Consider the following 24,518-nt stretch of genomic DNA (forward strand, 5'->3'; position numbering starts at 1 on the left):
ACTTCCTTTCTCTTAACTTGTCCCCCCACAAAAACGATTTTTAAGATAGTTTCTATTTATAAATTGTTCGTCGATTATATTTTACATAACCCACAAAAAACGTCACTAGATAGTGGGTTGCACGTTTTGCGATCGGATACAAACCCAAGCCAACGATAAATATCAGAGCACATAACAATGTAGATAAAATTGGGTATATTTGCGTGCCAGTAATTAATCCAATCAATAATAGCAGCGGTGAAATTATAAAAGCTGCCGTAATTACCCAAAGTGCTCCAAGCATCGCAACAACGATGATAGCTCCCGAAGAAAATAACACTATGTTAAACGCAATCACTCCAAATAATGCAAACCAGTTTATTTTATTCATTGGCCTAATCTCCTCATTATGCTTAATTTGTGCTTTGGTTTCAGAGATTAATTCATCCAAAGACAAGCCATAAAGCGAACTTAGGTCTTTTAAAACATAAATGTTAGGTAGCGTTTTGTTTTGTTCCCACCGCGAAACTGTCTGTCTTGTCACAAACAATATTTTTGCAACCGATTCTTGGGTTAGACTTTTATTTATACGCGCATGCTTTAATGAATCGCCTAAAGACATTTGAACCCCCTCTTCCTTTGCACAATTACTAGTATGAGAAACTTTGATCAACAAATAAAGCAACAAACCTGTTACATACCAGTATATTAGTCCTTGTGAAGACTTTATTTATTATCTATTTCGATTAAGAAAAATACATAAAGGGGCAACGCATTGTTTACATTCCCCAAATGGCGGTTTACATTGGGGCAACTTCTGCTTTACATCAAGTGTCACTTGCAGTTGCGCATCCCCATTTAACAGCAATCTAAGCAGTTTACATCAGTTGCGTTTTTTTATCCCAATTTTGAACTTAATTTTTTAGAGCCATTCTTTTTTAAACCGCAATTGAAGTTAAATCTTCACACAGTAATTAGAAAATTAAAAAAAGTAACGTTTATTTTCGTCACTTTTCAACTTAATTTAACTTCATATTTTGCTTTAACTACCCAGTTATGAAGTTCAAAACTTAGGCTTTTTGCCATTCACTTCGTAAAAGGGAATATAAATTGTGATCATGATACTGGCCATCTAATAATCGAATATTGGCTCGCAAAGTGCCATCCAACTTAAACCCAGCCTTTTGAGCCACATGATTACTACCATCATTTCCCACGGCAGCTTCGATTTCTAACCGGTTCAACCCATAATCTTTAAAACCAATGTCCACCATCCCCAATAATGCTTGGTGCATCACGCCTTGTCCTCGCGCTTTTTTTGCCAACCAATAACCAATATCGGCACTCATATTGGCCTTCTTGATGTGATTAAAGCTAATCATGCCCACTGGTTTCTGTTTCCACCAAATTACAACGTTTAAGGACTCACCTTTTCCAAAATTTACATTAACGTGTTTTAAAAATTTTAATTCGTCTTCAACAGATCGAACATCTTTCACCCAAGGTAACCATTTTTGCATTGATTCACGACTATCTTCGATTGCTGCGAAAAGTTTTTCCGCGTCTTTCTCCGGGTTAGGTAATGCTAAACTCAAATTGTCATTAACTTGATAAGCAAACATTATATACGCCTTCTCTCCTATAATTAGATATATTATAATACTTTTCTAACTAGACTAATACGTGTCTGTTAGTGGCAGAGATAGCTAACTTGTAATCATCAACGATTTTTACGGGCAAAGAAATTCATGTGAAAGCCCTATCATGATACACTAGCCATACAAAATACACGTCAACTGAGGAGCTGAAACTTATGAAGCAAAATCGCCCCATTACATTCTTTAGTTTTCCTGGAACTGCAGAAGCTGCGGTTAATTTTTACGTTAAGACTTTTCCTAACAGTAAATTAATTCAATTTCATTATTTTTCACACGATGCCCCTGACCTTATTGGCAAAATTTTAAATGCTGACTTCACCATCATGGGCGAACCATTTTACGCACTTGATTTCACGACAGAACAAGCGCCACCAGCCAGTTGGCAGACTTCACAATATATTGAATTTTCCGACACCAACGAATTTGATCAGGTTTTTAATCAATTATCACAAGATGGCATTGTGCTTATGGGTCCCGAAGCTATCCAACAATTCGACAAAGCAACTTGGGTAACTGATAAATTCGGAATTACCTGGCAACTCGTACATCGTGCATCAAGTCATTGACTATTGAAAATACAGGGAATTTGAATGTTTTAATATTCAAGTTCCCTTTTTTAATATAAATTCTTGACAGATTAGCTACTATGTTTTACTATGTAGCAGTACTCTTTAAGACTAAGTAGCTAGGAGGAACTCATGAAAATCTCAACGGAAATGCTTAAGGGCGTTTTGGAAGGCATTGTGCTCCAGATCATAAGTGAAGGTGAAACTTATGGTTATGAAATCACAAAGAATCTAAATGATCATGGTTTTGAGGATGTGGTTGAAGGCACCGTTTATACCATTTTAATGCGTCTAGAAAAGCAACAATTAGTGACCGTCGAAAAAAAGAAATCGTCCCTGGGACCAGCACGTAAATTTTATCAGCTTAATGATGCTGGTCAGCAAAGATTGACTTTGTTTTGGAAACACTGGACATTTTTGACGGCCCAAATGGATCACTTAAAGGAGGATCATCATGTTTAAGTATTTAAAAAAATTACGGCAGGAAAAGAAAGCATATCGTCTATATAAAATACGAATTGAAGCTTTACCACCGGAATATCGTCACACCATGCTAGCCTTAGAAAAGTATCTTTGGAATTGGGCCAAAGGAGACGGCATGATAGGGCTACTTTATTCAATTCTTGACATGTTTGAGGCTGCAGTAGCTGACGGTGAGCCAATTCAAGCGGTTGTTGGAGACGACATTGCCGCCTTTGCAGACAATTTATTAAGGGAATATCCAGAGGAAACCTGGATGGACAAACAGCGTCAAAAGCTACGCGATTCCTATAAAAAATAAGGAGGGACTTATCATGACCCCCATAATTGAAGTGAAAAATATTAAAAAGCGTTTTAAAAAGCAATTGGTTTTAGATTCAGTTTCAATTGAAGTTCAACCGGGCAGTATTTATGCCCTTTTGGGTGCTAATGGAGCCGGAAAAAGTACGCTTTTAAAAATTATTACCGGTTTATTAGACAGCGATCAAGGAAATGTTTTGGTAAACAATTTGACCGTCACCAAAGATTTACGCCAAGTTCAACAGTTGTTTAGTTTTAGTGCCCAGACATCTTCTGTCGATGACATTCTAACCGGATATGAGAACTTGGTTCTAATCGCTAAACTGCGGCATGTAGCTCATCCTAAGCAACTCGCATTAGATTTATTAGTCCAATTCAAGTTAACCGATGCTGCCAAAAAAAGAGTGGCTGATTACTCGGGAGGGATGCGGCGACGTTTGGATTTAGCAATGAGCCTAGTTGGTAATCCTGAAATTTTATTTTTAGATGAACCAACCACCGGCTTAGATCCAAGCAGTAGAAATGATTTATGGCAAACTATTCGTGAGCTTAAATCGCAAGGAAAAACTATTTTTCTAACCACCCAATACCTAGAAGAGGCAGATCAATTAGCAGATAAAATCGGTTTTTTAGGTGAAGGAAAAATCATTGCTACTGGCACCCCTAGTGAAATGAAACATCTTGCTGGTTCCGAAAAATTACAACTAATTTTTCTAACTTCTGAACAATTAGCACAAGCTCAAACACTCTTAACTGATTTTAAAGTCCAACTTATTGATGAAGTTTCTATCAATGTAGAATTACCCGACAGTATGCAGAGTGTTTTAAAAATACTGCATCTTCTCTCCACAAATGAAATTGAACCAAACACTTTTCAGGTAACTTCACCTACCCTGGATGATGTTTTCCTGAAATTGACGAAAGGAGCTTCATTATGACTTTTATAACGGACACTTTTACCTTAGCTGGTCGCTTAATTAAGCACAATTTACGTAGCCTGGATACCATCATCACCGTTATTTTAATGCCCATCATGATGTTACTTTTAATGGTCTATTTATTTGGTGGATCCATCGAAATTCCTGGTGTTAGCCATGCAGAATATGTGAATTATGTGTTGCCCGGAATTTTATTGATGACCATCGCAACAGGATCAGCCTATACTGCTTTGCGAATCAATACAGACAAGTTGTCAGGTATGTTTGATCGTTTCAAATCCTTACCAATTTCCAAATCGGCCGTTTTAAACGGTCAAGCTGTCGCCTTGGTCATTTTTATGATGACTTCTACCTTAATTGTTCTGTTAGTTGGATTTTTAATTGGTTTTCGAAGTCAGGCAAATTTTGCCGAATGGGGACTAGCCATTCTAATCTTGATGGGTTTTGCGCTTGCCATCACTTGGCTATCAGTGCCTTTTGCTTTAGCGGCGAAAAGTGTCGATGGCGCTAGTGCCTTTTCCTATTTGGTCCTAATTTTGCTGTTCATCAGTTCTGCGTTTGTTCCGGTAACCGGCATGCCCAAAGTCATTCAAGTTTTTGCCGAAAATCAGCCAGTTACCCACATTATTCAAGCTATTCGCCAATTATTAACTGCTCAGCCAATCGGCAATCATGGTTGGATCGCGTTAGCTTGGATCATTGCAATTACCCTCATTTCTTACTTGCTTGGCACACGTATTTATCGACATGTTTAACCGTTTGATGTGCGCCCGCTAACGATGACTACACTCTGTAAATTGTAGACGCAAAAGTCTTAAAATTTATAGAGTGTTTTTGATTCACAAAACTATAAATCTAAAAAGTGTTCTAGATTCATATTAATCAATGATTGACCACATACTATTGCTAATCGCTGATGACCTATTTTTTTCAGCCTATCTATGTTTAAATGGACAATGGACTTTTTATTTTTAGAGAGGTACAACTTATGCGAAAAAAATTCCTGATTTTTATGTATGGATTGGGTCTAAGTGTCATAGCAGGGTTTATTTTGGGCTTATTCTACGTGTTACAGAGCTTTCTAATTGAATTCTTTTGGCATAAAAATGTCGACGCTTTTTCTCGCCCTGTAACTAATGCCATCATTTTACTAGTAATCGGTATTGTGATCTTCTTAACACGCAAACATTTTGGTCAACTACCACGTAACTTTAGTAATGTCATGGCTGAAATTCGACAAAAAGGAACAGCCAACTATCACACTTTACTGGCGCAAATGGTGATTCCGGCAATCATCTTGGTCAGCGGAACTAGTTTAGGACCAGAGGCAACATTAGTGAGCTCTACCGTGCTATATGGTATTTGGATTGGTGACAAATTGAGATACGTTGAAGCTAATTATGCGAAACTAAAAAAATCAAGTTGGCTCATGGTATTACGAGTCCTACTGATACCACATCAGTACCGAATTCACCGTGAGGATTCTCCTGAACATCGTGGGATTTTTTTAAATAAGAAGATGACCAAGATCGTTTACTTTTTAAACGGTGTTTTAGGATTTTCCATTGTTTATAACCTCTTTGGAGAGCCCTCGCTGATTATTCGAATTGGCGATTCCAACTGGCATTATGAAAAACTCGGTTGGATGTTACTGATTTTACTGGTGAGTTACGCAGTTGGTCATGTATACCTAAAAGTGATGATTGAAATTCGAAAGGTCATTCAGTCTCGGATTTTTCATGAAGTGGCATTGATTACGCTTGGCGGACTTGCTATTTACGTATCCAGCCTCTTAGCACCCGAAATTTTGTTTTCTGGCCAGCATAATTTTCATCTGTTTACAACCAATTGGGTTGGTCACTCGGTACTGTATTTAACCGCTATTTCATTTGCTAAATTATTATTGTTAACCATTGCACTTAATACAGGTTGGGTTGGTGGCGATATTTTTCCTGTGCTCTTCTCAGCAACCATTCAAGGATTAGCTATAAGTCAACTACTACCAAACTTAGATCGAACTTTCGTGATGGTCATGGTGGCAATAGGTGTAAGTTCTGCTATCTTGGAATCACCGTTATTGGTGGGAAGCTTGATGGCTATCATGTTCGCCCCGATAAACTTGTTACCATTTGTTATTTTAGCGACTATTTTATTGATGCTCATAAAATCACTACAACGACGCTATACCAAATACGCGCCAACCGTTTTTGACCAGATTGGTGATTGGTTGCATGGCTTAAATATATTTTAATAATATACTTAACAAAGACGTTTCTTGCGGAGAACGTCTTTGTTTTACTTTGGACATAGAATACGTACTGGTCGTGTGTATTACGCTGCGTATCAAATATTTGTTAATATCGATCTGTATGTTGGTATTTTATCTGAGTTACGCCCCAACCTGACATGAAATGTTTTTGTCTTTTATTTAGCTCACCCTTACTCAAAATTCATAATATTGAATTATCAACTATAACCGAAATTTTAAAATTCAATTTACAATCACCAACTAAACAAGTATATTTGTTCGATTTTGAAGAATCAACTCACAAATTTCTTCAAACAATACAGTTGATTGAGTATCCAAATCAATTTTATGCGTAGAAATACTTCTTAAAATAGTGATTTCTTTAATAAACTCATCGTCTTTAGTAGTTAGAATAAAATCAATCACATCATGTTTAGAAATTGCATCCAAAAAAATTATTGGTAGCTTCTAGTACTCTTTGTTTTTCATTGGTATTTTCTAACATTCCCAATCGCGTTCTAAATATATTTAGGTCACCTTGTATTTTCAGTTATCCATTCATATTAATTACCCCAGTTCAATTTCTTATGACTATTTCAAATTGAAAACTTGCTGTTTTTTTCTATGAAATCTTAAAAATCAACTAGACAGAAATGTAATCAATTAAAAATATAGTTTAGCAAATACCATGCTTATATGTTGATGATCTTACAAGATCTCTGTTTGCTGAGCCTACTGAGTTTGGTTGTTGTATACTAAACAAAAACGTATTGTTTAAAAAGTTTATAGTATACTAATTTAGTGATTCTAAACCGTAACAACGTTACCAATTTTTGGGAGGGATTTTTGATTGAAAATATCTAAAAAACTAAAAAAATGTCGATTGAGCAATTCTTTAACACAGTCACAAGTGGCAAAAATTCTACATGTATCACGAAAAACAGTTTCCGGATGGGAAAATGGTCGCAGTTATCCAGATGTAAATAGTTTTGTGCAATTAAGTGATCTATACAAAGTTTCACTCGATTCTTTGTTACGTGATGACAAGGTATTAAAATATTATAAAAAGCAGAATAAGAGAAATATTCAAATTCACAAGATAGCTAAATATTCTTACGTTTTTAATATCGTAATGCTTGGACTTAGTTATATAGAGCTTTTCAGAATTGCCGGTCTTCATTCTTTACTTATACCTTTATTTCTTCTTATTAACATAGCAATTTTTATTTCTCATTATGAAAACTGGTACAAATTTAGCAACAACGCTTATCGTCTTACGGTTACTTTTAGTTTCATAATTATTTTTGGAATAAATGTTTTACTGAATCTACTAAGCTCAGGCTTTGTATACCAAATGAATAATAACGATATTAATTTTATAACAGGCATGATGTTAGGTAGACTTATTTTAAATTCTCTCATAAGTTTTAGTCTAACAATAATTATTTTCTTCAGAGATGCGTTACATAATTATGAAAACATCAAATAAAACTGTTCAAACGTTACAGCTTTCAAAACATGAATTTATAATCACAAGCTAAATAAGCATATTTATTCGTAAGTCAAACAAATTTCAGGCTGAATCCTTCAACTATCTGAGTTGCAGTACCTAACATAAAACTGATCTAATTCAAAATGCTCAGAACTAAACTTTTAAATGTACAACACCACAATTTAAAAATGAAAGGACATTTCATTAATGAACGATCTTCTACGTGGTACTAATAGTTTAAAATCATTCCAAGCATCCTCAGCATTTTTATTCAAATTAAGTCCATGAAAACCAATCAAAAGATTTATTTGTTGCATATATTTTTCTGCCGAAATAGAGATATTTCTATTATTTAATTTTGAATTATTCAACTCATTAATTTCAATAGTTGTTAAATTAACAGCTTTCTGAACACTTTCAGATGATTTTTGTACAGCTAGCGCTTTTTTAAAAGTAATTAATTTTGAAATAATTTCTTGATTAACTGGGGCTCCCATTATCTTTGACCATCACTAATCAATGCTTTAGTCTCCTGGCTATTAGTTTGGTTGCCGGCTCGGCCTACTTTAACATGACATTTTTTCTTGCTCAGTCCGCCTTTTGTACATTTTAACCCATCAACAAGTTCAGAATGCCATTTAATGCTGCCAAAAATTTTCTGTAATTTTGTAACGTCAAGCTCCTTATAATTTTTCATAATATATCCCCATTATTTCAACATTAAGCAAAACACTTATTCCTTCAACCTAATTAAACTGTAAATTAAAATTTGTTTTTTATTTTTTTAAAAAAATCTCTACATTTTTAACCTAGATTTTACATTGCATAGTTGTGTTAATATATTGTAACTTGGTTACCCTCTATCTTTAACTCATCCCCAGGGCATAAGTATAGTATTCACTTCGTTATAAGCTGCTGGAATCAAATCACGAATCTCTTCAAATAAAGCAACAGATTGAGTATCCAAATCAATTTTATGCGTAGAAATACCTCTTAAAATAGTGATTTCTTTAATAAACATCTTCCCCTTAGCATTGAGGACAAGATCACTCACCTCGTGTTTAGAAATTGCGCCTAAGAAATCATTGGTAGCTTCTATTGCTCTTTGTTTTTCATTGGTATTTTCTAACATTCCCAATCGCGTTCTAAATATATTTAGATCACCCTGTATTTTTTGTTGTTTATTCATATTAACTACCTCAATGCAACTTCTTATGACTATCTCAAATTGAAAACTCACTATTTTCTTTTATGGAATCCTAAAAATAAACTGTATAGAAACATAAGCAATAAAAAATAAAGATTATCAAATACCATACTCATCTGTTGAGGCTCGTACAAAATTAAAAGCACCTGTGTAATTGCGTATGTTAGGGCAGGATAAAGTGAATATTTGTAAATTCGATTAGATTCCCTCAACACAACTACTGTTCCAAACACAAACACCAATATATACATCACAATTGTCGGAATCGGATAAGCTATATCTGTAAAGGTTCCTAGGACTACTAACGCATATAAGAGAATAGCCAGTATGATCTTCAACTTTAATCGTTTCATAATTTCTCCCCAAAAATTTACTTAATAAATGTAAATGTTTTACAAAACTAATCTTTACTACGGACTCTGATTAGTTTTGTAATTTCTAGCTCACTGTTTAGCCCACAGATAACGTTTAGAAGAATTCGCATTTTCAAGCTAAAATCAAGCTATAATTGAACTTCAATCTCCTAATAAAGCCGCAATTGAAAGTAACAATACCGCAACGCCAAATAATAAACCCAGCCATAACGCAAACATTGTATAGGTTGTACTTATTTTGTTGCTAGAAAGTTTAACTTCTTTTACACCTTTGTAGAATGCCTAAAATTCAAATAAACTTACTAATATTTCAATAATTTCAATCATTAATTAACTTGCCTCTATTTCTTTGTCCGAATTACCAACTTTATCAGATTACTCCCCCACTACCAAAAATCTTGTTATCGGTACTTCATCGGTACTTCGAAAAAAATCAATTTATAACTCACCCTCAATTGTTTAATTTTTCAAATTACTTTAAATACTTTTAACTTTAAACAGAAAAACGAATCTTTCAAGCTGAGTAATCAAGACATAGGTGGCTTATAAATTAAGACAACACATGCACCGTATCTTTTATTGACTTTTTCTATTATGTAGTAAACTAATGTTAGGGAGATTATAGAATGGAAATATCAGATAAGTTGAAACAGTGCCGTATAAATAAATCCTTAACACAAGCCCAAGTAGCAGAAACGTTACATGTTTCACGAAAAACCATCTCTGGTTGGGAGAACGGTCGTAGTTATCCTGACGTCAATAGTTTTGTGAAACTAAGTGATCTGTACGGTGTTTCACTAGATTTGTTGCTGCGAGATGATCGTGTATTAAGTTACTATAAAGAACAAGAAAAAAAGAGTCTTCAGATTCGCACAGTTGCCAAACGCGCGTATATTTTGAACTTCATTATGTGGCTTTTAAGCTACGTGGAATTCTTCAGAATTGCGGGGATTCATTTTCTATTGATTCCCGTACTACTTGCTATAAACATCATAATTTTTATGTCTTATTATGATAATTGGAAAAAACTGCAACATCCTCGATACGCAATTAAAATCAGCTTGAGTTTCATTCTTATTTTTTTCGTACACGTTATCCTAAATTTTGCTAATTACAATTTCATATCTAAAATATCAAACGGTGAAGTGGGTTATGTTGCAGGCTTTATGCTGGGAAAGTTTACTCTTATTTTATTAATGACTCTTGGTCTCATGATTGTAGTTTTCGGTCGCGATTCACTAAAGAAAACTATAAATCAAAATTAAATGAATCACAAATAACTATAATCCACTGAGCAATGCCGTTAACTCGTTAAACATAAGGGCAATTCCAAACCCTAAAAATATTAATGCATAAAGTAGTCCTGACCAAAATCCGTAAATGGAAAAAACAGTAGTGCTTCTATTTGCGTGTTTTCGAAATTCCTTAAATGCTTTACCAAAAGCATTGAATTGCCAAATGGCTAGTAAAATAAATATAAGACCCATTACATTTTCTGAATTCATCTCTGCCGTCTCCAATAATTTGTTAGGTCAATCATACTCTGAATTTAATCTTCAAAGTTTTACGCTACAATAGTTAAAACAGCTGAGAATCAGATTACAACTCTCAGCTATTTTTGAATTAATATTTTTGTTTAAAATCCATTTAATACTAAAGTCATACCAAACCCAAGAAAAAGTATACCAAAGAGCAACCCATACCAAGTACCAGCAATTGAAAAAGCTGTTGTACTCTTGTTTGATTTAGTACGTAAAGTCTTAAAACCACGAGCAAATGCATAAAATTGCCAAACCGCGACCAATAAAAATACAACCCCCATTAATTTTTCAATATTCATTATAGTCATCCCCCTAAATCAAAAAATCATCCAATATATCTAACTAGTTACTTTCATCTTTTATCAACATAAAAAGAAGGCCTTCTTTTCAACTGTTATATTAGCACCAAACATTTCAGATAACTCATCTTTTCTGTCTGTGTTTGCGAGACTTGCAAAATACTGTATGTCTCCATTATTGAGCCTTTTAATTCTAGATTTAGTAACAGAATTGAAGTTCAGTTTTGAAAAATAAAATGTCTGTTTTTTCTGAGCAAACATTTTTAAACTTCAGTTTGTCACCTATATAATATTAACTATAGCTAGTCACTGTTTAAAAGTTTGAGGAGGTCTTCCGATGCCTTGGGATATGCAAGATTACCCCGATTCAATGAGAAATATGAAAGAACTCGAACGCAAAAAGGCCGTGGACATTGCCAACGCCTTACTTGCTGATGGTTATCCAGATGATCGTGCTATTCCAATTGCCATGAAACAAGCCGAACGCTGGTATGCTAACGCAAGTTCTAAAGAAAGGGCCAAGTTCAAAGCTGAGTCCAATCCCACAAAACATGATCCACATAAAACAGACCAGAGACATTCCCGTTTACTAAATGCCAACGAATTAGTTTATTACGAAAATGATAAGTGGCAAGTTGAAGCTGACGGAGCCAAGCATGCTAGTGAAAGTTTTTCTACTAAAGAAGCAGCCCTTAAACGCGCTCGTGAAATTGTGCGAAATAAAGATGCTGCTGTCAAAGTTTATAAAAAGAATGGCAACTTGCAGGATGAAATTCATCCCCGCTAGACAAAAAATGAACCAATCCTGAAATTCAGAATTGATCCATTTTTCATTTTTGTGCTTCAAATTTTGTAATGCCTTGTTTCAATCTTCGCAATCCATCTTCAACCATCTCAGTTGGACATGCAATGTTCATGCGTAAGAAATAACGTCCATTACCACGATAAACCGTTCCGTCTGATAGAAATAGCCCGGTTTGTTCGCGAATAAATTTGGTTAAATTTTCAGCGTCATCAGTGATCTGACTGACATCAAACCAGAGTAAATAAGTCGCGTTTTCTGACACCAATTGAACTTCAGATAATTCATCTGAAACAAACTGATCCACAACTTTCCGATTTTCAACCAGTTTAGCTTTTAAGGCATGCAGCCAATCCGCACTTTGCGTATACGCTGCAATGGTCGCTGGAATCGCCAATAGATTAGGTTCACCCAGTTCGTCGTTGTTGATGCCACGACTCACCGATTCACGCAAGTTTTCATTGGGGACAATCACTGTTGCTGCATGCAAAGCAGCCACGTTAAAACTTTTACTTGGGGAGACGGTGGTAATGGTATGTTGAATCAAATCATCTGGTAATGAGAACAGCGGTGTATACGTGGGTTTTCCAAAAACTAAATCCCCATGAATTTCATCACTCAATAAAATCACGTGATGTTTTTTGCATAGGGTACTAATCTGAATCAAGTCGTCTCGTGACCATGCTTTACCAATTGGATTATGTGGATTACATAAAATCATTAGCGTAGTTAATGGCTCAGCTAACTTCTTTTCTAAATCTACAAAATCAATCGCGTAACTGTGAGTTTGCTGATCATAAACCAAATCGCTAGATAAGACATGGCGTCCGTTATTTTCAATCGAATGATAGAAAATATCATATACTGGTGCCTGAACAACCACGTTATCGCCAACGTGACTCACACGTTGCACAACCGAAGAAATGGCGGGCACCACACCCGTACAATACAACATCCAATCCGTTTTCGGCCGTGCCTGATGTTCCGTTTCATACCAACTGGCTACAGCATTAAAGTAATCTGCTTGTGGTTCCTCATAACCAAAAACACCAAAATCTACTTTTTCACGCATGGCTTTCAAGATCGCTGGTGCTGTTTTAAAATCCATATCCGCAATCCACATTGGTAATTCGCCATCTTTAACGTGCCACTTGATAGAATCTGTACCTCGGCGAGAAATTAATTGATCAAATTCACCCATTTATGCTGACCTCTTTTTGGAAATACCTTTATTTGTCACGATCGTTGTTTGGTCTGGATCAATCTTAGTGGGATCCAAAATCATTTCACCAATTGACTCTGCATGAATTGTACCACTAATTGGATTCTTTACACTGCTAATATGAGAATGAATATCAGCATCAATATCACGACAATACTCAAAGGCTAAATCAGTTTCTAGTAATCGACAATTCTTCATCACCAAATGATCAATGTAACACAGCCCTTGATCACTTTCGATCGTACAATTTATTAAGGTAATATTCTTGGTATTCCACGCCAAGTATTCCCCGTTGATCACTGAATCATAAACTGTGACGTTCTCACAATTCCAAAAAGCGTCCTTGCTGACCAACGTTGAGTTATGAACCTCAATATTTTTGGCACCATCAAACGCGTAGTTACCGATTAAATCTAAATGATCCACATAAATATTATCGCTGTTCATGCCAAAGTAATCACCTTTTGCTTGAACATTTTCAATTCGAATATCAGAACAATTCCACAACGTTTCTTCTGCATCGGAAAAATGATCATTCTTCAAAGCAATACGATGACTACGACGAAACAACTTAGGCGCCTGTAACGTACTATTCGTGATCGAAATATCATCGGTATACCAAATGCCCGAACGTGACATTGTTTCAAAAATTGTATGGTCCACCTTAACCTGTTTGCTGTACCATAACGGATACTTCCATTTAAAAATGGAATCTTGCATCTCAATATGACGACTCTCTTTTAGTGGTGACTCACCCTCACCAAAAGTAGTCCGCACAATAGTTGCATCTTTTTCTGCAAATAAGGGACGTTCCCCTTCGAAATACTGATCTTTATATTCTGTCATATTTTCTCCTTCTCTGAAAACAATACAAAAAAGCTTAGGTTTCCCTAGGCCTTCATTAATTAGTCGGCATAAATTTTCTTCGCCAATCCAAATGCGGACCATGCCTTTGGCCAACCTGCATAAAAGGCAAGATGCGTCACAAGTTCCACCATTTCGTCTTTTGTAACGCCATTTTGTTTGGCAATCTTCATGTGAGATTCTAATTGTGGAAACAATCCTTGTCCCATCAATGCTGCACACGTAATCATACTACGATCACGTGCAGATAACTTATCTTCCCGAGACCAAACCTCTCCAAATAAGACATCATCATTTAATTCCGCAAACTTGGGTGCAAAGTCACCTAAATTATCACGTCCTGCAGTTTGTTTTTTAGCCATTTCTAGTCCTCCAATGCGTTATATTCTTCATCAGAAACTGGTTCCAGCCATTCTGGTGTGCCGGCCGTAATGGCTACATGTGAGAACCAACTATCTTTAGTAGCCCCATGCCAATGTTTAACGCCATCATGTGTAACAACCACATCGCCAGGGTGCAATTTACGTGCTGGTTTGCCTTCTTCTTGATACCAACCTTCGCCGCCAGTCACCAACAAAATTTGGTAACCATCGTGATGAATATGCCAGTTGTTTCGGCAACCTGGCTCAAAGGTAACATTACCGACACCCACATTAATATCTTTTTCACCAACCAAATTATTTAAGTAACTTTGGCCTTGGAAAAATTGTTGATAAGCGACGTTCTTGTCACCCATTTTGAAAATACCATTTTTAACTGCTTCTTCATTCTTTGCCATCTTAAAAATCCTCCTTGTTTGTTTAATTTAACTTCATTGAACCTAAGCCTGTTTAGTCGGGTAAATGGTAAATTCATTTACGTTCACTGATTCGGGTTGATCGATCGCAAAGTTCACAACACGTGCCACAGCATCTGGTGTAATACCAACTTGTTTGTAGAATTCACCCATATCGTTAGCGACCTTTTGATCAGTAATTGAGCCTAATAATTCAGTATTGATTGCCGCTGGATAAAGTGAAACAGTTCGGATATTGGTTCCTTCTTGCGCACTTTCCATTCGAAGAACTTCCATGAGATTGCGAACGGCAAACTTTGTGGCACCATAAACGCCAGAACCAGTGAAACTCTTAATTCCAGCTACAGATGAGGTGGTAATGATCTGTCCATGTTTTTGTCTCGTAAAGGTTGGCATAACTGCGGCAACGCCATTCAAAACACCTTTGAGATTGATGTCAACCATATCATTCCAATCCTTAGTACGTAGTTCACTAATCGGAGAGTTCGGCATAATCCCGGCATTGTTGAAGATAACGTCTAACCCACCAAACTTTGATTTTGCTAAATCAACTAAAGCCTGAACCTCATCCGGATTGCGCACATCTGTCACACTGTATGCGGCTTGACCACCATCAGCTTCAATATCTTTTACAATTTCTTGTAAACGGCCTTCACGACGCGCACCTAACACAACCTTTGCACCATTTTTAGCTACTAGTTTTGCCGTTGCTTCGCCGATACCACTTGATGCTCCTGTGATTACAATTACCTTATCTTTTATTGCCATTTTCATGACCTCCTAATTTATTTATCTAAGCCTTCTGACATAACCAATTATCAATCGCACATTGTGCACAAGTCACACGTGATCCACGAATTGCCAAACCTTTTTGAATTTCAGTTTCTGGTAATAATTTGCCTAAATCTTGTAGGCTACGACCAAAACCGCTTCCCTCATGTGTACAAAACGGATATAGTTTTTTTTCACTAAGATCTACCTGCTTCAAAAAAGATCTCATCACCATTGGTAAAGTTCCCCACCAAATGGGATAACCCAAGAAAATTTCATCATCAGTCTGAAAATCATGTTTGATTAAGGAAATCCTCGGTAAACTTTTATCCCGCAACTCTATTTTTGCACGTGATAAAGTTGTTTGATAATCTACTGCATACGGCTCTTCAGGGATTAACTTCACCAAATCATAGTTAAGCTTCTTCGCAATCGTTTTTGCCACAACTTCTGTATTGCCAAATGAAACTTGTTGATGCCGACCTTCTAATAAAGTTTCTCCTTGGTGAGAAAAATATACGATAACCGACATCTCCATCCATCTCCATTCATCAGTTATGTCTTCTTGATTACAAAGGTTATGTTACCCTCCTTATTACATTGCGTCTAATGCTTAAATAAACGTCATTCATGCTTTACAGGCATAGACAAGAAAATTGGCCAATAAAAAAGTATGCTCACCGTGTGAACATACTTTTTACCGCTATTTCATTATTAATAGCTAACTTGATAAATAATACCTTGTTTAATTTTTGGTGTATAAACGTCTTTACTGGTCTTTAAATGACGCTGCTTAGCATTTAAACGAAAATGAATCGTTTTACCTTTATAACTCTTTAGCTTCAATGTTTGTGTTTTACCATTACTTTTTACATTAGCAATGTTCTTTTTAGCATTATAAATCTGAATTTGACTTTGCTTTGGCGCCTTCACATTCACAACAACCGTCCCATTTTTGGCACTATGATCAATTTTTAAGATCGTTGGTGTCGCTGTCGCATATTTGGCAGAAGTTAATTTATAAACTCTTGTCGTGCGCTGACTTTTCTTATTAGTACCGTAAAGTGAAAAGGTCTTGTAGCCACGGAACTTTTTAGCTACTTTAAAGGCGCCCTTTTTAACATTGACAACTGTCTTTTTTCCGTTGTTATAAACCAAAGTAACACGCGTTGTTTTCTTTGATGAAACCGTGCCACTAAAGGTAACAGCCTTTTTAGAAGCGTTATACGTTGTCTCAATTCTACGTAAAGTACTGATGGTCTTTGCGTGCGTTGATCCACCTGAAACACCCAAAAACAATAAAGTTACTAAAGCTATTAAAGTTATTGATTTTTTCATACTTTCCCCCCCTAATTCATCTTCAAAACGCCTCCACTATAGGCTCATCATTATTAAAAGTCAAACACTTATAGACCTTTGCAAAATTGGCCAACCTATAAAAGATTTATGACCTAATTTCTATTTTGTAAAGGCCTGCTTAAATCGTTTTACTAGTTCTGAAACCACTGGCGATAAAACGCGATTTTTTCGCCATGCTAAGACACAATTTGTCTTCATTTCTGGCTGTAGCGGAATAAACTTGATTTTACGGATATTGCTATCAATTGTTGCGCCTTCAATGACTAACGCGGCAGCAATTTGACGTTCAACTAGCGGGAGAATATTATAATGTAAATTAAAATAACCAATCACATTTAAATTATCATTTGGCTCTCCCGTCCAGTCCGAAAGTAACTGATGAATTTCTGAACGGGCGCCCATCATGAGTGGAATTCCGCTCAAATCATCAGGTGTGATGGCTGGTTTGACCGCCAAAAATGAATTTTGTGCCACTAACAGCCCCCAACGTTCCGTTCGTGGCAGCGTTAAGGTGTGATATTTATCTGTATTGATTGGTTCCAACAAAATAGCTAAATCAACTAGTCCTTTGTCTAACCGATCGATAATATCATCACTGGTTCCCGTTAGAACGGTAAAAGTGACTTCCGGATAATCACGAATAAACTCTTCAAGCATCATAGCCATAGTATCTGAATTATCAGCTTCAACACAACCAATCCGGATATGGCCACTAAATAGTTGCCGGCGTCGATCCACAAATGCTTGTTGAGTAGCTTGTGTTAAATCTAAAATTTCACTCGCACGACTTTTTAAAAACAATCCAGCTTCAGTCAATTCCAAATGATTTTTTTCACGGGTAAACAGCGGCGAACCTAATTCCGTTTCTAATTCACGAATCTGCCTGCTTAATGTGGGTTGGGTAATATGAAGCTGTTCAGCTGCCTGGGAAATATTGCCGAGGTCAGCTACTGTCCAAAAGTAACGTAATAAGCGCAGTTCCATTGATATCCCTCCCTTAATTTGACACATATTTAATGATTTAATTATACATCAGCCATTAAAAACTCACATTGTCATCAAAAAAATCACCTACAACACAAAATGCCGCAGGTGATTCTTAATTTTCTACTTTTAAAAATTAATTTTTTTACTATCCTTTACTGAAATCAAGATAAGTAATAATGCGAATCCTAACATCATGAATCCAAGTAATATTAAATAATTTTCAACATGAGACTCATCAAGCTGGGGTAACGCTTCATCATCCTGTTTTAAGGCACTGGCTTTTACAGTTGAGACCTTTTTGTCGGTAGCGTTTGCTAGCAAATTATTTTGGCCTTTACTTGTAGTGGCTACCGTCATCGCCTGCAATAAGACATTGTAGAACTTGGCATTCACAGCATAATTTTCTAACTGTCCTTGATTAATAAGATACAACTCATTATGTGTAAACAGAAAAACTCGCTCTGGGTTTTGTCGGACAAAAACTAGGACACCATTAGCCTTGGCATATTGTAAATTTGCTAATTTTTCTGAAACATATGCGGCAATATTGCCGGTATTTGACACATTCAAAACAGAAAAATCCAAAGCTTGATTGTTTACTAAACGTGCAATTTTGACACCGCCCAACTGGTCAACCTGAACCTCATAGATATATTTAGAATGCTTTAAGGATAACTGACTCCCAAAATTAACTTCACAGTATTCTCCATCCCCATCTTCATTTTCCCAGTAGAGGTCGTATACCGGTTTATTAAATTGATCATGCTCAAAGTCGAGTTCCTCACCTTCATCATAAGTTTGATCAATACTACCAATTTTTCCGTTAGCGGCAAGAACAACAAAAGTTTCTGATCCATCAGAATGTACCACATCTTTTGCTGTATCCGACAAATAATAATAGTTCACAGACTGATTCTTTTCTTTAAAATAGCCAGTTGCATTTTGTGGCATTCGTTGATCATCTATGATCCAATAAAGACCTGCATCTACTAAATCAACGGGTTTCACTTGATATTTGGTCCCATACTTCCCCTTAACAATCTGTGTATCCAGTAAAAATTCTTCATCCTCAAGAGACAACCAATAATTTACCTTCATTTTTTCAGTCTTAGCCAGATAAAAGTAACTGCTAATTTGATCGGTATCTCCCATAACTCCTGTTACATTCTGACTAGCGTTTTTATTTAACTTGTATCCGGTAAGTGCTTTAACTGGTGCTGTAAACTTTGTATTAACAGCTATATTTTGGATTTGGTCGCTCGCTAATTGCTTTCGAGTTCCTGTTAAATAATAGTGTGTGGTCAATTTGGCACTTTTTTGCACTGGTCACGTTTCTGCTGGTTGTTCAGAAACCTTTTGATCAGAAACCCTTTTGGAAGACTGATTTACGTTAACTTTTTGAGAAGTCGTAGATGAACTCCTTGTCGACTCAGACACTGCATTTGGCGTGTCTGACTGCGACGTTTTAGCCGTCTGAACTGCTTTTTGTGTTTCTGAAGTCGACGAACTGGCGTCAGTCTCCTTAACTTCAGCAGTTGAACTTACACTGCTTGCCTTGCTGATTGGTGACTCTCCACTGTCCGCTTGCACCACCGTCGGATTGGTCAAGCCAAAAATCATAACCAAGCTTGTAAGGAACAGAACGCTTATTTCTAAAAAGCTTATATTTTTGAATCCATGACTCTTTTTACTGCCCATAATATCACCCTTTTTTTCACGTTTTCAAAATTGAAAACGCTTTATTGCCTAAATAATAGCACTTTTCCGGGTGGATACAAGTATTTTGTTAACAGTGGAAACTTTTTAACAAAAATGCCATTTTCATCTCTGAAAATGACATTTATAAGTTAAGATCCAATTGGTAAATGGGACTGATCAAAATAATTTCCTTCAACATACGTCACAAATGATTGCGTCGGGACAAATTGGGCTTCTTGCTGAGTTAAAACACCATCTAAAATAAAATCAATGTGCCATTTATCAGCAATTCTTCCCCAAAATTGGATATTGTCTTTTAAAAATTCACTACTTTGTTTATCACGCAGCCCTTTAAGGGTTAACTTAATTCCATCAATATATTCCAGGGCAGGACTTACACGCTCAAAATGTCGGTTACGACCTACTTGGCTCAGCATGACCTTAATACCGCCTTGATGATAAATTGCAATTGAGCGTTTCAGTTCCTCTAGGGTTGGAACTTGGTCAAGTTCGATAACTAATTTCTCAGGGCCATCGACGCCTTTACGAAATTCAATGATCTTTTTAGCGACTTTTAAATCCAAAAATTCAGCTGTTGATAAGGAAATGACAATTTTCTTACAATCACTATTTATCAGTGCTTGACCAATCAACTTTAATCGCTCATCAATATTCAAATAAGCCCGGTCAGGCTTCTCCCATTTTCCTTTTTTATGATTGTAACAACGCAGTGTTAATTCATTCGCAATGTGCGTATTTCCAGACTTCACATCATAGATACTTTGTACAAAGTAAGCAAAAGTATTGTGATGTGTATCACTAATAATTTTTTGTTCCTTACCATCAACCGTAATTGTGTCTCGCCCAAAACGTTTACTATTATATAGCGAATCGTCTGCCCGTTTGTACAGATCATCTACTGATTTATCCCCGGGACGTAAACTAGACATTCCAATCGAAATAGTCACTTTAATTTTGTCTGTGTTGTAAGTAAAAGTCTGTTCACGCACTGCCTGCCAACAATGAATCAAAACCGGTATGATTTCTTTTGCAGAGCTATTCGGAAAACTCATGGCAAATTCCTCACCGCCTGTGCGATACAGCTGATAATCGTGGCTATACTGTTTCAAAATTTTCTGAACAGTCATGGAAACACCTGTTAATACGAGGTTGCCAGCCAAATGCCCATAAGTATCATTAATCTGTTTGAAGTGATCCACATCAAATTCTGCCAAAGAAAGAGGTTGCTGGTTCGTTCTGGCAACACCAACGGCATTAAAAATTTCATGGTTGTAGGCTGTAAAGTTCTTAACTCCTGTCATCGTATCGTAATTGGCAATGTGAGAAATTTGATTATTTCGAACCACCACGTGACATTGTCGCCAAGTAAACAAAGTCATCAAGATAAACATCAGAATGCCTTCAGTTGCAACGGGAATACTTACCAGCATCCCAGCTGATTCTGCTGGAAGTGTTAACCAAAAATTTAGGCCAATGAGGGTGTAAACTAAAATATTTTCAACGAAATTTTTATTAATTGTTTTATGACGATAGCGGATTACAACCAAGATTGTAAATAGAAAAACCATCGAAAACAAAAAACGTCCTGAGGTTAAGTCACCCACATGGTGCATCATCCAAATAATCACGACCGCAAAACCACGAATCGCATACTCCACTGCATTAATATCGGCATCCATTAATGAGAATGTCAAAATAAAAAGGCCCACATTGTGGTACAGCATGGCATTAATGCCACCTTCATAACCCGCAAAATGCAATAAGGAACTCACCCCAACACTAAGCACGATTAGCATAATTCGGTCAACCATGCGCCTAGATTGGGTGGTATGTAATTTTCTAAATGCGATGTGCCAAACGGACATGTATATCTCAACGAAACCGACAATAAAAAAGATTGCTACTGATAATTGCGCAATCCATGCCCCCGCAGTCACAACTCCCATATTCATATGCACTTGCTTTTCCCCCAATATCTAATAACTTTTTATACTTTTTCAGAATGCCGACACGACAAAACATTCACCATTTGTTTTAACTTCAGTGAACTTCACCATTCTTGTCACTCCGCCATAATCGTCCTCACATGCTGCTGCAAATCAGGGACGATGGTTTCTTCAAACCAAGTATTACGATGCATCCACCCATAGTTTAATGGTGAAGGATGAACTAGCGGAAAATACTCAGGCAAATAATCTTGGTAGTGACGAACTGTTTCTGTAAGTGTCTTTTTTCGTCGTGTTTGGAGATAATATTGCTGTGCATATTGTCCAATTAAAAGTTTCAACTGTAGCTTGGGCATTAAGTTCAACAATGGTTTGTGCCACTTCTCTGCAAATCCTTTTCGTGGTGGCAAATCACCATGTGGTCCCTTTCCTGGATAATAGAAATCTAACGGCATGACTGCTATTTTTCCGGAATGGTAAAACTCATCTTTAGACAACCCCATCCAGCTTCGTAGCCGATCGCCACTCGGATCATTCCAAAATACCATTGAGGCTTGGGCTTTTCTGCTGGGAGCTTGACTAATGATTAGAATTTCAGCTGCCTGATAAATATGATAGAGGGGCTGGATATGCTGCTCCGTAAATTTTTTGTTTTGCGGATCGGCTTGAATAGCTTTAAAAATTGCGGTCGCCGTTTGCATAAATCCATCCTCCACTCAAATTATCTTACTTTCTTATCTTAGCACAGCGCTTTAACAACTTAAATGAGGTTAAAATGCTTAAGCCCGTTAACAACACCGTGATCACGAAAATCTGTTGTCACAAATTCAGCTGCTTCCTTTGTCGCATCAACGCCATTTGCCATTGCGACACCGTGATCTACAGCTTGCATTAACGCAATGTCATTTGGGCCATCGCCAAAGGCATAGGTTGGCACATTAGCTTGCCCAATGGCTTTTAAGGCTTGTGCGATGCCCGTTTGCTTGCTGATACCCTTTAATACCATGTCAATCGCAAAATTCGCGTTCCGATAAAAATCAAATTCGGGAAACTCTGCCTTTAAAATGGCGTCTTCATTTAAATCATCAGTCAATGCAATAATCATATAAACTGGATTTTTTTCGTAACGCTCCCTATCAATTGTAGGTAACGGCAAATGTAAAATCTGATACCCCGCCTTCATGGCTGCATTAATTCCCGTTGCCCATTCGTCATAGGCATCATATAGCGAAAGGGCAATCCCATGCGCATCCGAATAAGCAATGAGTCGTTGCAAAAGTTGTTTTGGCACACTTTGGGCGTACACTTTGTGCCCATTTAATGCCACATACTGCCCGTTTAAAGCCACAATTGAATTAATGCCTGTCAATGTCAAAATGTCCGTCATAATCCCGGCAGAACGACCAGTGGCAATCACAGGTAAAATGTGACGACGCTTCAACGTTTGAATTGCCAACAAGACATCTTCATCTACACCATGATGAACATTTAGTAACGTGTTATCCAAGTCAAAAAAGACGATCCCACGATAGTTTTCCATTTGCAATTTTCCTCTTTGATTTTCAGATCTATAGTTTAAAAACACGCTCTGCAAAGCCATTGTAAGGCTTTTCTAAAAGCGCTGTAATTAAAATATACGCCCTCTACGCAAATAATTCAACGACTTTTCAAATTAACCAGAATAAAATAAAAAACACCCAAAAATAAATGAAATGAACTAAAATAAACTACAGTAAAAGAAAGTGAGATGTGTAACTTTGCAGTTCTTATTTATGGTCTTTACCGGTTTACTTGTTGGTGTGTTTGTCATTTCTATGGGCGGCGGTGGTGGTGCCATCTATTTAGGTATCTTAACCGCTGTATTTAACTTGGCTCCCGCTTCGGCCGCTGCCACTTCCATCGTAACGGCACTGCCTTCTTTAGCCATCGGCTCCTGGTTATACTATCGGCAAGGGCAGATTAACTTTCACTTAGGAAATATTATGTTGTTATCTGCCGTACCATCCGTACTGGTTGGTGCGTTTATTGCACCATTTATTCCTACTAAAATTTACACGATTATTATTGGCCTGATTCTTTTGGTTCTGGGCATTCAGGTTCTTTATAAAGTTAGAAAGGGAAATAAAAAAGCATCCGCAAATCCTTCAAAAACACTACCAGTTATTTTTGGTGTCATTAGCGGATTAATGGTTGGTGTTGCTGGCTTGAGCGGTGGGGGACCAATCATGGCTGGTTTGCTTTTAATGGGAGCTCCCATGATTCAAGCCTCGGCCACTTCTTCATACGTCTTAGTATGCATGTCAATTGTGGGCGCCCTAACACATGTGTCTGGTGGTCAAGTTGACTGGCCAATTGGCATCAGCTTAATCTGTGGCGCTGTTGTCGGAGCTGCCATTGCGCCAAGACTAATGAAGAAATTTGCTGTCGGCCGTGGCGCGATTATTCTAAATGTCATTATGGGCGTTTTGCTCGTATTTATGGGTACTAAAACTTTACTCTAAGCAGCAAAAGGCATTGCATTAAACAGCAGTGCCATTTCCTCTAAAACCCAATTATAAAAAAAGAGGCCGGGAAAAAATCCCGGTCTTTTGCTATCTCTACACTTGAATAATCGCCATCCAGCAAAGGAACTGTCTTCTCCGCTTAGCTACGAAAGTCAAACCACTTTTTTCCAGCTCTCATTTTTAATATAGATATATCAGTCCCCAATACTTCTCTGCATTAGCGGCAATCCCCTGATATAGGGTTGTCAAGGCTTGTGGTGCTACATAATGATGAGCTAATAAGTAATACGTAATTTTACGGCTAATTCTAATGCAGACAAGTTTTACTTCAACATTATTTTCTAGCTCAGTAGCGTAAGTTAAGAGAAAACTTGAAATTTCTGGATTTTGTTTAATTTTTGGATCTTTGTAGGCTGTATCAATCAAATCAAAAATTTCCTGTTGTTTTTTATCCATTTTCTTCCCC

At 36.8% G+C, this 24,518-nt stretch carries 31 protein-coding genes; 10 read left to right on the forward strand and 21 right to left on the reverse strand.

Annotated features, from left to right (window positions below):
* Positions 1-52 precede the first annotated feature (52 nt).
* Positions 53-601 carry a helix-turn-helix transcriptional regulator gene (locus IV80_RS03900; protein WP_057749790.1) on the reverse strand — a complete coding sequence of 183 codons (549 nt, stop codon included), beginning with the start codon at positions 599-601 and terminating at the stop codon, positions 53-55.
* A 448-nt stretch (positions 602-1,049) separates the two neighbouring features.
* Positions 1,050-1,601, reverse strand: coding sequence for a GNAT family N-acetyltransferase (locus IV80_RS03905; RefSeq protein ID WP_057749793.1), 552 nt, complete (start codon positions 1,599-1,601; stop codon positions 1,050-1,052).
* 191 nt (positions 1,602-1,792) lie between these two features.
* Between IV80_RS03905 and IV80_RS03910 the strand changes: the two genes are divergently transcribed.
* The 7 genes from IV80_RS03910 to IV80_RS03945 all read left to right on the forward strand — a co-directional run bounded on the left by IV80_RS03910 (position 1,793) and on the right by IV80_RS03945 (position 7,658).
* The gene (locus IV80_RS03910; protein ID WP_057749796.1) at positions 1,793-2,203 is read left to right on the forward strand and encodes a VOC family protein; all 411 of its coding nucleotides are present in this window, start codon (positions 1,793-1,795) and stop codon (positions 2,201-2,203) included.
* A gap of 132 nt (positions 2,204-2,335) precedes the next feature.
* Positions 2,336-2,665, forward strand: a complete 330-nt coding sequence (locus IV80_RS03915; protein ID WP_057749799.1) for a PadR family transcriptional regulator — start codon at positions 2,336-2,338, stop codon at positions 2,663-2,665.
* Positions 2,658-2,984 (forward strand): DUF1048 domain-containing protein, encoded by a 327-nt coding sequence (locus IV80_RS03920; RefSeq protein ID WP_057749802.1) that lies wholly within the window; start codon positions 2,658-2,660, stop codon positions 2,982-2,984. The genes IV80_RS03915 and IV80_RS03920 overlap by 8 nt, the downstream gene beginning before the upstream one ends.
* Before the next feature lie 13 nt (positions 2,985-2,997).
* Positions 2,998-3,921, forward strand: a complete 924-nt coding sequence (locus IV80_RS03925; protein ID WP_057749805.1) for an ABC transporter ATP-binding protein — start codon at positions 2,998-3,000, stop codon at positions 3,919-3,921.
* Complete coding sequence (locus IV80_RS03930) at positions 3,918-4,676, forward strand: ABC transporter permease (protein WP_057749807.1); 759 nt, start codon at positions 3,918-3,920, stop codon at positions 4,674-4,676. Before IV80_RS03925 ends, IV80_RS03930 begins: the two co-directional genes overlap by 4 nt.
* Positions 4,677-4,909: 233 nt before the next feature.
* The gene (locus IV80_RS03935; protein WP_057749810.1) at positions 4,910-6,172 is read left to right on the forward strand and encodes a chloride channel protein; all 1,263 of its coding nucleotides are present in this window, start codon (positions 4,910-4,912) and stop codon (positions 6,170-6,172) included.
* A gap of 847 nt (positions 6,173-7,019) precedes the next feature.
* On the forward strand, positions 7,020-7,658 hold the full coding sequence (locus IV80_RS03945) for a helix-turn-helix domain-containing protein (protein WP_057749815.1): 639 nt from the start codon (positions 7,020-7,022) through the stop codon (positions 7,656-7,658).
* Positions 7,659-7,843: 185 nt separating this feature from the next.
* Here the strand turns inward: IV80_RS03945 and IV80_RS03950 are convergent, their stop codons facing one another.
* The 3 genes from IV80_RS03950 to IV80_RS03960 all read right to left on the reverse strand — a co-directional run bounded on the left by IV80_RS03950 (position 7,844) and on the right by IV80_RS03960 (position 8,850).
* Positions 7,844-8,158, reverse strand: coding sequence for a hypothetical protein (locus IV80_RS03950; protein WP_057749819.1), 315 nt, complete (start codon positions 8,156-8,158; stop codon positions 7,844-7,846).
* Positions 8,158-8,358, reverse strand: coding sequence for a hypothetical protein (locus IV80_RS03955; protein ID WP_057749822.1), 201 nt, complete (start codon positions 8,356-8,358; stop codon positions 8,158-8,160). The genes IV80_RS03950 and IV80_RS03955 overlap by 1 nt, the downstream gene beginning before the upstream one ends.
* A gap of 174 nt (positions 8,359-8,532) precedes the next feature.
* The gene (locus IV80_RS03960) at positions 8,533-8,850 is read right to left on the reverse strand and encodes a hypothetical protein (RefSeq protein ID WP_057749825.1); all 318 of its coding nucleotides are present in this window, start codon (positions 8,848-8,850) and stop codon (positions 8,533-8,535) included.
* 1,018 nt (positions 8,851-9,868) lie between these two features.
* Between IV80_RS03960 and IV80_RS03970 the strand changes: the two genes are divergently transcribed.
* Entirely contained in the window at positions 9,869-10,507 is a 639-nt protein-coding gene (locus IV80_RS03970; RefSeq protein WP_057749831.1) for a helix-turn-helix domain-containing protein, read from the forward strand.
* 15 nt (positions 10,508-10,522) lie between these two features.
* On the opposite strand, the gene IV80_RS03975 is transcribed toward IV80_RS03970, so the two are convergent.
* Positions 10,523-10,747 carry a hypothetical protein gene (locus IV80_RS03975; RefSeq protein WP_057749834.1) on the reverse strand — a complete coding sequence of 75 codons (225 nt, stop codon included), beginning with the start codon at positions 10,745-10,747 and terminating at the stop codon, positions 10,523-10,525.
* Positions 10,748-10,878: 131 nt separating this feature from the next.
* Complete coding sequence (locus IV80_RS03980; RefSeq protein WP_057749836.1) at positions 10,879-11,082, reverse strand: hypothetical protein; 204 nt, start codon at positions 11,080-11,082, stop codon at positions 10,879-10,881.
* A gap of 337 nt (positions 11,083-11,419) precedes the next feature.
* Here IV80_RS03980 and IV80_RS03990 point away from each other — a divergent pair, with 337 nt between their 5' ends.
* Positions 11,420-11,869: a DUF2188 domain-containing protein gene (locus tag IV80_RS03990; RefSeq protein ID WP_057749843.1), complete on the forward strand. Its 450-nt coding sequence runs from the start codon at positions 11,420-11,422 to the stop codon at positions 11,867-11,869.
* A 43-nt stretch (positions 11,870-11,912) separates the two neighbouring features.
* Here IV80_RS03990 and IV80_RS03995 read toward each other — a convergent pair whose 3' ends face one another.
* The 13 genes from IV80_RS03995 to IV80_RS04055 all read right to left on the reverse strand — a co-directional run bounded on the left by IV80_RS03995 (position 11,913) and on the right by IV80_RS04055 (position 23,088).
* Positions 11,913-13,085 (reverse strand): MalY/PatB family protein, encoded by a 1,173-nt coding sequence (locus IV80_RS03995; protein ID WP_057749845.1) that lies wholly within the window; start codon positions 13,083-13,085, stop codon positions 11,913-11,915.
* Positions 13,086-13,952 carry a DUF3737 family protein gene (locus IV80_RS04000; RefSeq protein WP_057749848.1) on the reverse strand — a complete coding sequence of 289 codons (867 nt, stop codon included), beginning with the start codon at positions 13,950-13,952 and terminating at the stop codon, positions 13,086-13,088.
* 59 nt (positions 13,953-14,011) lie between these two features.
* On the reverse strand, positions 14,012-14,332 hold the full coding sequence (locus IV80_RS04005; RefSeq protein WP_057749851.1) for a carboxymuconolactone decarboxylase family protein: 321 nt from the start codon (positions 14,330-14,332) through the stop codon (positions 14,012-14,014).
* A gap of 2 nt (positions 14,333-14,334) precedes the next feature.
* On the reverse strand, positions 14,335-14,748 hold the full coding sequence (locus IV80_RS04010; protein WP_057749854.1) for a cupin domain-containing protein: 414 nt from the start codon (positions 14,746-14,748) through the stop codon (positions 14,335-14,337).
* A 42-nt stretch (positions 14,749-14,790) separates the two neighbouring features.
* On the reverse strand, positions 14,791-15,534 hold the full coding sequence (locus IV80_RS04015) for an SDR family oxidoreductase (protein ID WP_057749856.1): 744 nt from the start codon (positions 15,532-15,534) through the stop codon (positions 14,791-14,793).
* A 25-nt stretch (positions 15,535-15,559) separates the two neighbouring features.
* Positions 15,560-16,069: a flavodoxin gene (locus IV80_RS04020; protein WP_057749859.1), complete on the reverse strand. Its 510-nt coding sequence runs from the start codon at positions 16,067-16,069 to the stop codon at positions 15,560-15,562.
* Between the two features lie 182 nt (positions 16,070-16,251).
* Positions 16,252-16,875: a hypothetical protein gene (locus IV80_RS04025; RefSeq protein WP_057749862.1), complete on the reverse strand. Its 624-nt coding sequence runs from the start codon at positions 16,873-16,875 to the stop codon at positions 16,252-16,254.
* 120 nt (positions 16,876-16,995) lie between these two features.
* Positions 16,996-17,880, reverse strand: coding sequence for a LysR family transcriptional regulator (locus IV80_RS04030; protein WP_057749864.1), 885 nt, complete (start codon positions 17,878-17,880; stop codon positions 16,996-16,998).
* A 129-nt stretch (positions 17,881-18,009) separates the two neighbouring features.
* Positions 18,010-19,206, reverse strand: a complete 1,197-nt coding sequence (locus IV80_RS04035) for a MucBP domain-containing protein (RefSeq protein ID WP_057749867.1) — start codon at positions 19,204-19,206, stop codon at positions 18,010-18,012.
* Positions 19,207-19,209: 3 nt separating this feature from the next.
* A complete protein-coding gene (locus tag IV80_RS04040; RefSeq protein ID WP_057749871.1) occupies positions 19,210-19,581 on the reverse strand; it encodes a hypothetical protein in 372 nt (123 codons plus the stop codon).
* 149 nt (positions 19,582-19,730) lie between these two features.
* Positions 19,731-21,554 carry a GGDEF domain-containing protein gene (locus tag IV80_RS04045; protein ID WP_236699570.1) on the reverse strand — a complete coding sequence of 608 codons (1,824 nt, stop codon included), beginning with the start codon at positions 21,552-21,554 and terminating at the stop codon, positions 19,731-19,733.
* Between the two features lie 110 nt (positions 21,555-21,664).
* The gene (locus IV80_RS04050) at positions 21,665-22,249 is read right to left on the reverse strand and encodes a uracil-DNA glycosylase family protein (protein ID WP_057749876.1); all 585 of its coding nucleotides are present in this window, start codon (positions 22,247-22,249) and stop codon (positions 21,665-21,667) included.
* A gap of 59 nt (positions 22,250-22,308) precedes the next feature.
* Entirely contained in the window at positions 22,309-23,088 is a 780-nt protein-coding gene (locus IV80_RS04055; protein ID WP_057749880.1) for a Cof-type HAD-IIB family hydrolase, read from the reverse strand.
* 217 nt (positions 23,089-23,305) lie between these two features.
* Here IV80_RS04055 and IV80_RS04060 point away from each other — a divergent pair, with 217 nt between their 5' ends.
* Positions 23,306-24,049 (forward strand): sulfite exporter TauE/SafE family protein, encoded by a 744-nt coding sequence (locus tag IV80_RS04060; protein WP_164481731.1) that lies wholly within the window; start codon positions 23,306-23,308, stop codon positions 24,047-24,049.
* 183 nt (positions 24,050-24,232) lie between these two features.
* Here the strand turns inward: IV80_RS04060 and IV80_RS04065 are convergent, their stop codons facing one another.
* The gene (locus IV80_RS04065; protein ID WP_057749881.1) at positions 24,233-24,508 is read right to left on the reverse strand and encodes a bacteriocin immunity protein; all 276 of its coding nucleotides are present in this window, start codon (positions 24,506-24,508) and stop codon (positions 24,233-24,235) included.
* Between the last annotated feature and the right edge of the window lie 10 nt (positions 24,509-24,518).

It is taken from the genome of Pediococcus cellicola (genome assembly GCF_001438655.1).
GTDB classification, from domain to species: domain Bacteria; phylum Bacillota; class Bacilli; order Lactobacillales; family Lactobacillaceae; genus Pediococcus; species Pediococcus cellicola.

Excerpts from the sequence above, each read along its gene's own strand:
- IV80_RS03900 (WP_057749790.1), bottom strand. The coding sequence starts at position 601 with ATGTCTTTAGGCGATTCATTAAAGCATGCGCGTATAAATAAAAGTCTA.
- IV80_RS03905 (WP_057749793.1), bottom strand. The coding sequence starts at position 1,601 with ATGTTTGCTTATCAAGTTAATGACAATTTGAGTTTAGCATTACCTAAC.
- IV80_RS03910 (WP_057749796.1), top strand. The coding sequence starts at position 1,793 with ATGAAGCAAAATCGCCCCATTACATTCTTTAGTTTTCCTGGAACTGCA.
- IV80_RS03915 (WP_057749799.1), top strand. The coding sequence starts at position 2,336 with ATGAAAATCTCAACGGAAATGCTTAAGGGCGTTTTGGAAGGCATTGTG.
- IV80_RS03920 (WP_057749802.1), top strand. The coding sequence starts at position 2,658 with ATGTTTAAGTATTTAAAAAAATTACGGCAGGAAAAGAAAGCATATCGT.
- IV80_RS03925 (WP_057749805.1), top strand. The coding sequence starts at position 2,998 with ATGACCCCCATAATTGAAGTGAAAAATATTAAAAAGCGTTTTAAAAAG.
- IV80_RS03930 (WP_057749807.1), top strand. The coding sequence starts at position 3,918 with ATGACTTTTATAACGGACACTTTTACCTTAGCTGGTCGCTTAATTAAG.
- IV80_RS03935 (WP_057749810.1), top strand. The coding sequence starts at position 4,910 with ATGCGAAAAAAATTCCTGATTTTTATGTATGGATTGGGTCTAAGTGTC.
- IV80_RS03950 (WP_057749819.1), bottom strand. The coding sequence starts at position 8,158 with ATGGGAGCCCCAGTTAATCAAGAAATTATTTCAAAATTAATTACTTTT.
- IV80_RS03955 (WP_057749822.1), bottom strand. The coding sequence starts at position 8,358 with ATGAAAAATTATAAGGAGCTTGACGTTACAAAATTACAGAAAATTTTT.
- IV80_RS03960 (WP_057749825.1), bottom strand. The coding sequence starts at position 8,850 with ATGAATAAACAACAAAAAATACAGGGTGATCTAAATATATTTAGAACG.
- IV80_RS03970 (WP_057749831.1), top strand. The coding sequence starts at position 9,869 with ATGGAAATATCAGATAAGTTGAAACAGTGCCGTATAAATAAATCCTTA.
- IV80_RS03975 (WP_057749834.1), bottom strand. The coding sequence starts at position 10,747 with ATGAATTCAGAAAATGTAATGGGTCTTATATTTATTTTACTAGCCATT.
- IV80_RS03980 (WP_057749836.1), bottom strand. The coding sequence starts at position 11,082 with ATGAATATTGAAAAATTAATGGGGGTTGTATTTTTATTGGTCGCGGTT.
- IV80_RS03990 (WP_057749843.1), top strand. The coding sequence starts at position 11,420 with ATGCCTTGGGATATGCAAGATTACCCCGATTCAATGAGAAATATGAAA.
- IV80_RS03995 (WP_057749845.1), bottom strand. The coding sequence starts at position 13,085 with ATGGGTGAATTTGATCAATTAATTTCTCGCCGAGGTACAGATTCTATC.
- IV80_RS04000 (WP_057749848.1), bottom strand. The coding sequence starts at position 13,952 with ATGACAGAATATAAAGATCAGTATTTCGAAGGGGAACGTCCCTTATTT.
- IV80_RS04005 (WP_057749851.1), bottom strand. The coding sequence starts at position 14,332 with ATGGCTAAAAAACAAACTGCAGGACGTGATAATTTAGGTGACTTTGCA.
- IV80_RS04010 (WP_057749854.1), bottom strand. The coding sequence starts at position 14,748 with ATGGCAAAGAATGAAGAAGCAGTTAAAAATGGTATTTTCAAAATGGGT.
- IV80_RS04015 (WP_057749856.1), bottom strand. The coding sequence starts at position 15,534 with ATGGCAATAAAAGATAAGGTAATTGTAATCACAGGAGCATCAAGTGGT.
- IV80_RS04020 (WP_057749859.1), bottom strand. The coding sequence starts at position 16,069 with ATGTCGGTTATCGTATATTTTTCTCACCAAGGAGAAACTTTATTAGAA.
- IV80_RS04025 (WP_057749862.1), bottom strand. The coding sequence starts at position 16,875 with ATGAAAAAATCAATAACTTTAATAGCTTTAGTAACTTTATTGTTTTTG.
- IV80_RS04030 (WP_057749864.1), bottom strand. The coding sequence starts at position 17,880 with ATGGAACTGCGCTTATTACGTTACTTTTGGACAGTAGCTGACCTCGGC.
- IV80_RS04040 (WP_057749871.1), bottom strand. The coding sequence starts at position 19,581 with ATGGGCAGTAAAAAGAGTCATGGATTCAAAAATATAAGCTTTTTAGAA.
- IV80_RS04045 (WP_236699570.1), bottom strand. The coding sequence starts at position 21,554 with ATGAATATGGGAGTTGTGACTGCGGGGGCATGGATTGCGCAATTATCA.
- IV80_RS04050 (WP_057749876.1), bottom strand. The coding sequence starts at position 22,249 with ATGCAAACGGCGACCGCAATTTTTAAAGCTATTCAAGCCGATCCGCAA.
- IV80_RS04055 (WP_057749880.1), bottom strand. The coding sequence starts at position 23,088 with ATGGAAAACTATCGTGGGATCGTCTTTTTTGACTTGGATAACACGTTA.
- IV80_RS04065 (WP_057749881.1), bottom strand. The coding sequence starts at position 24,508 with ATGGATAAAAAACAACAGGAAATTTTTGATTTGATTGATACAGCCTAC.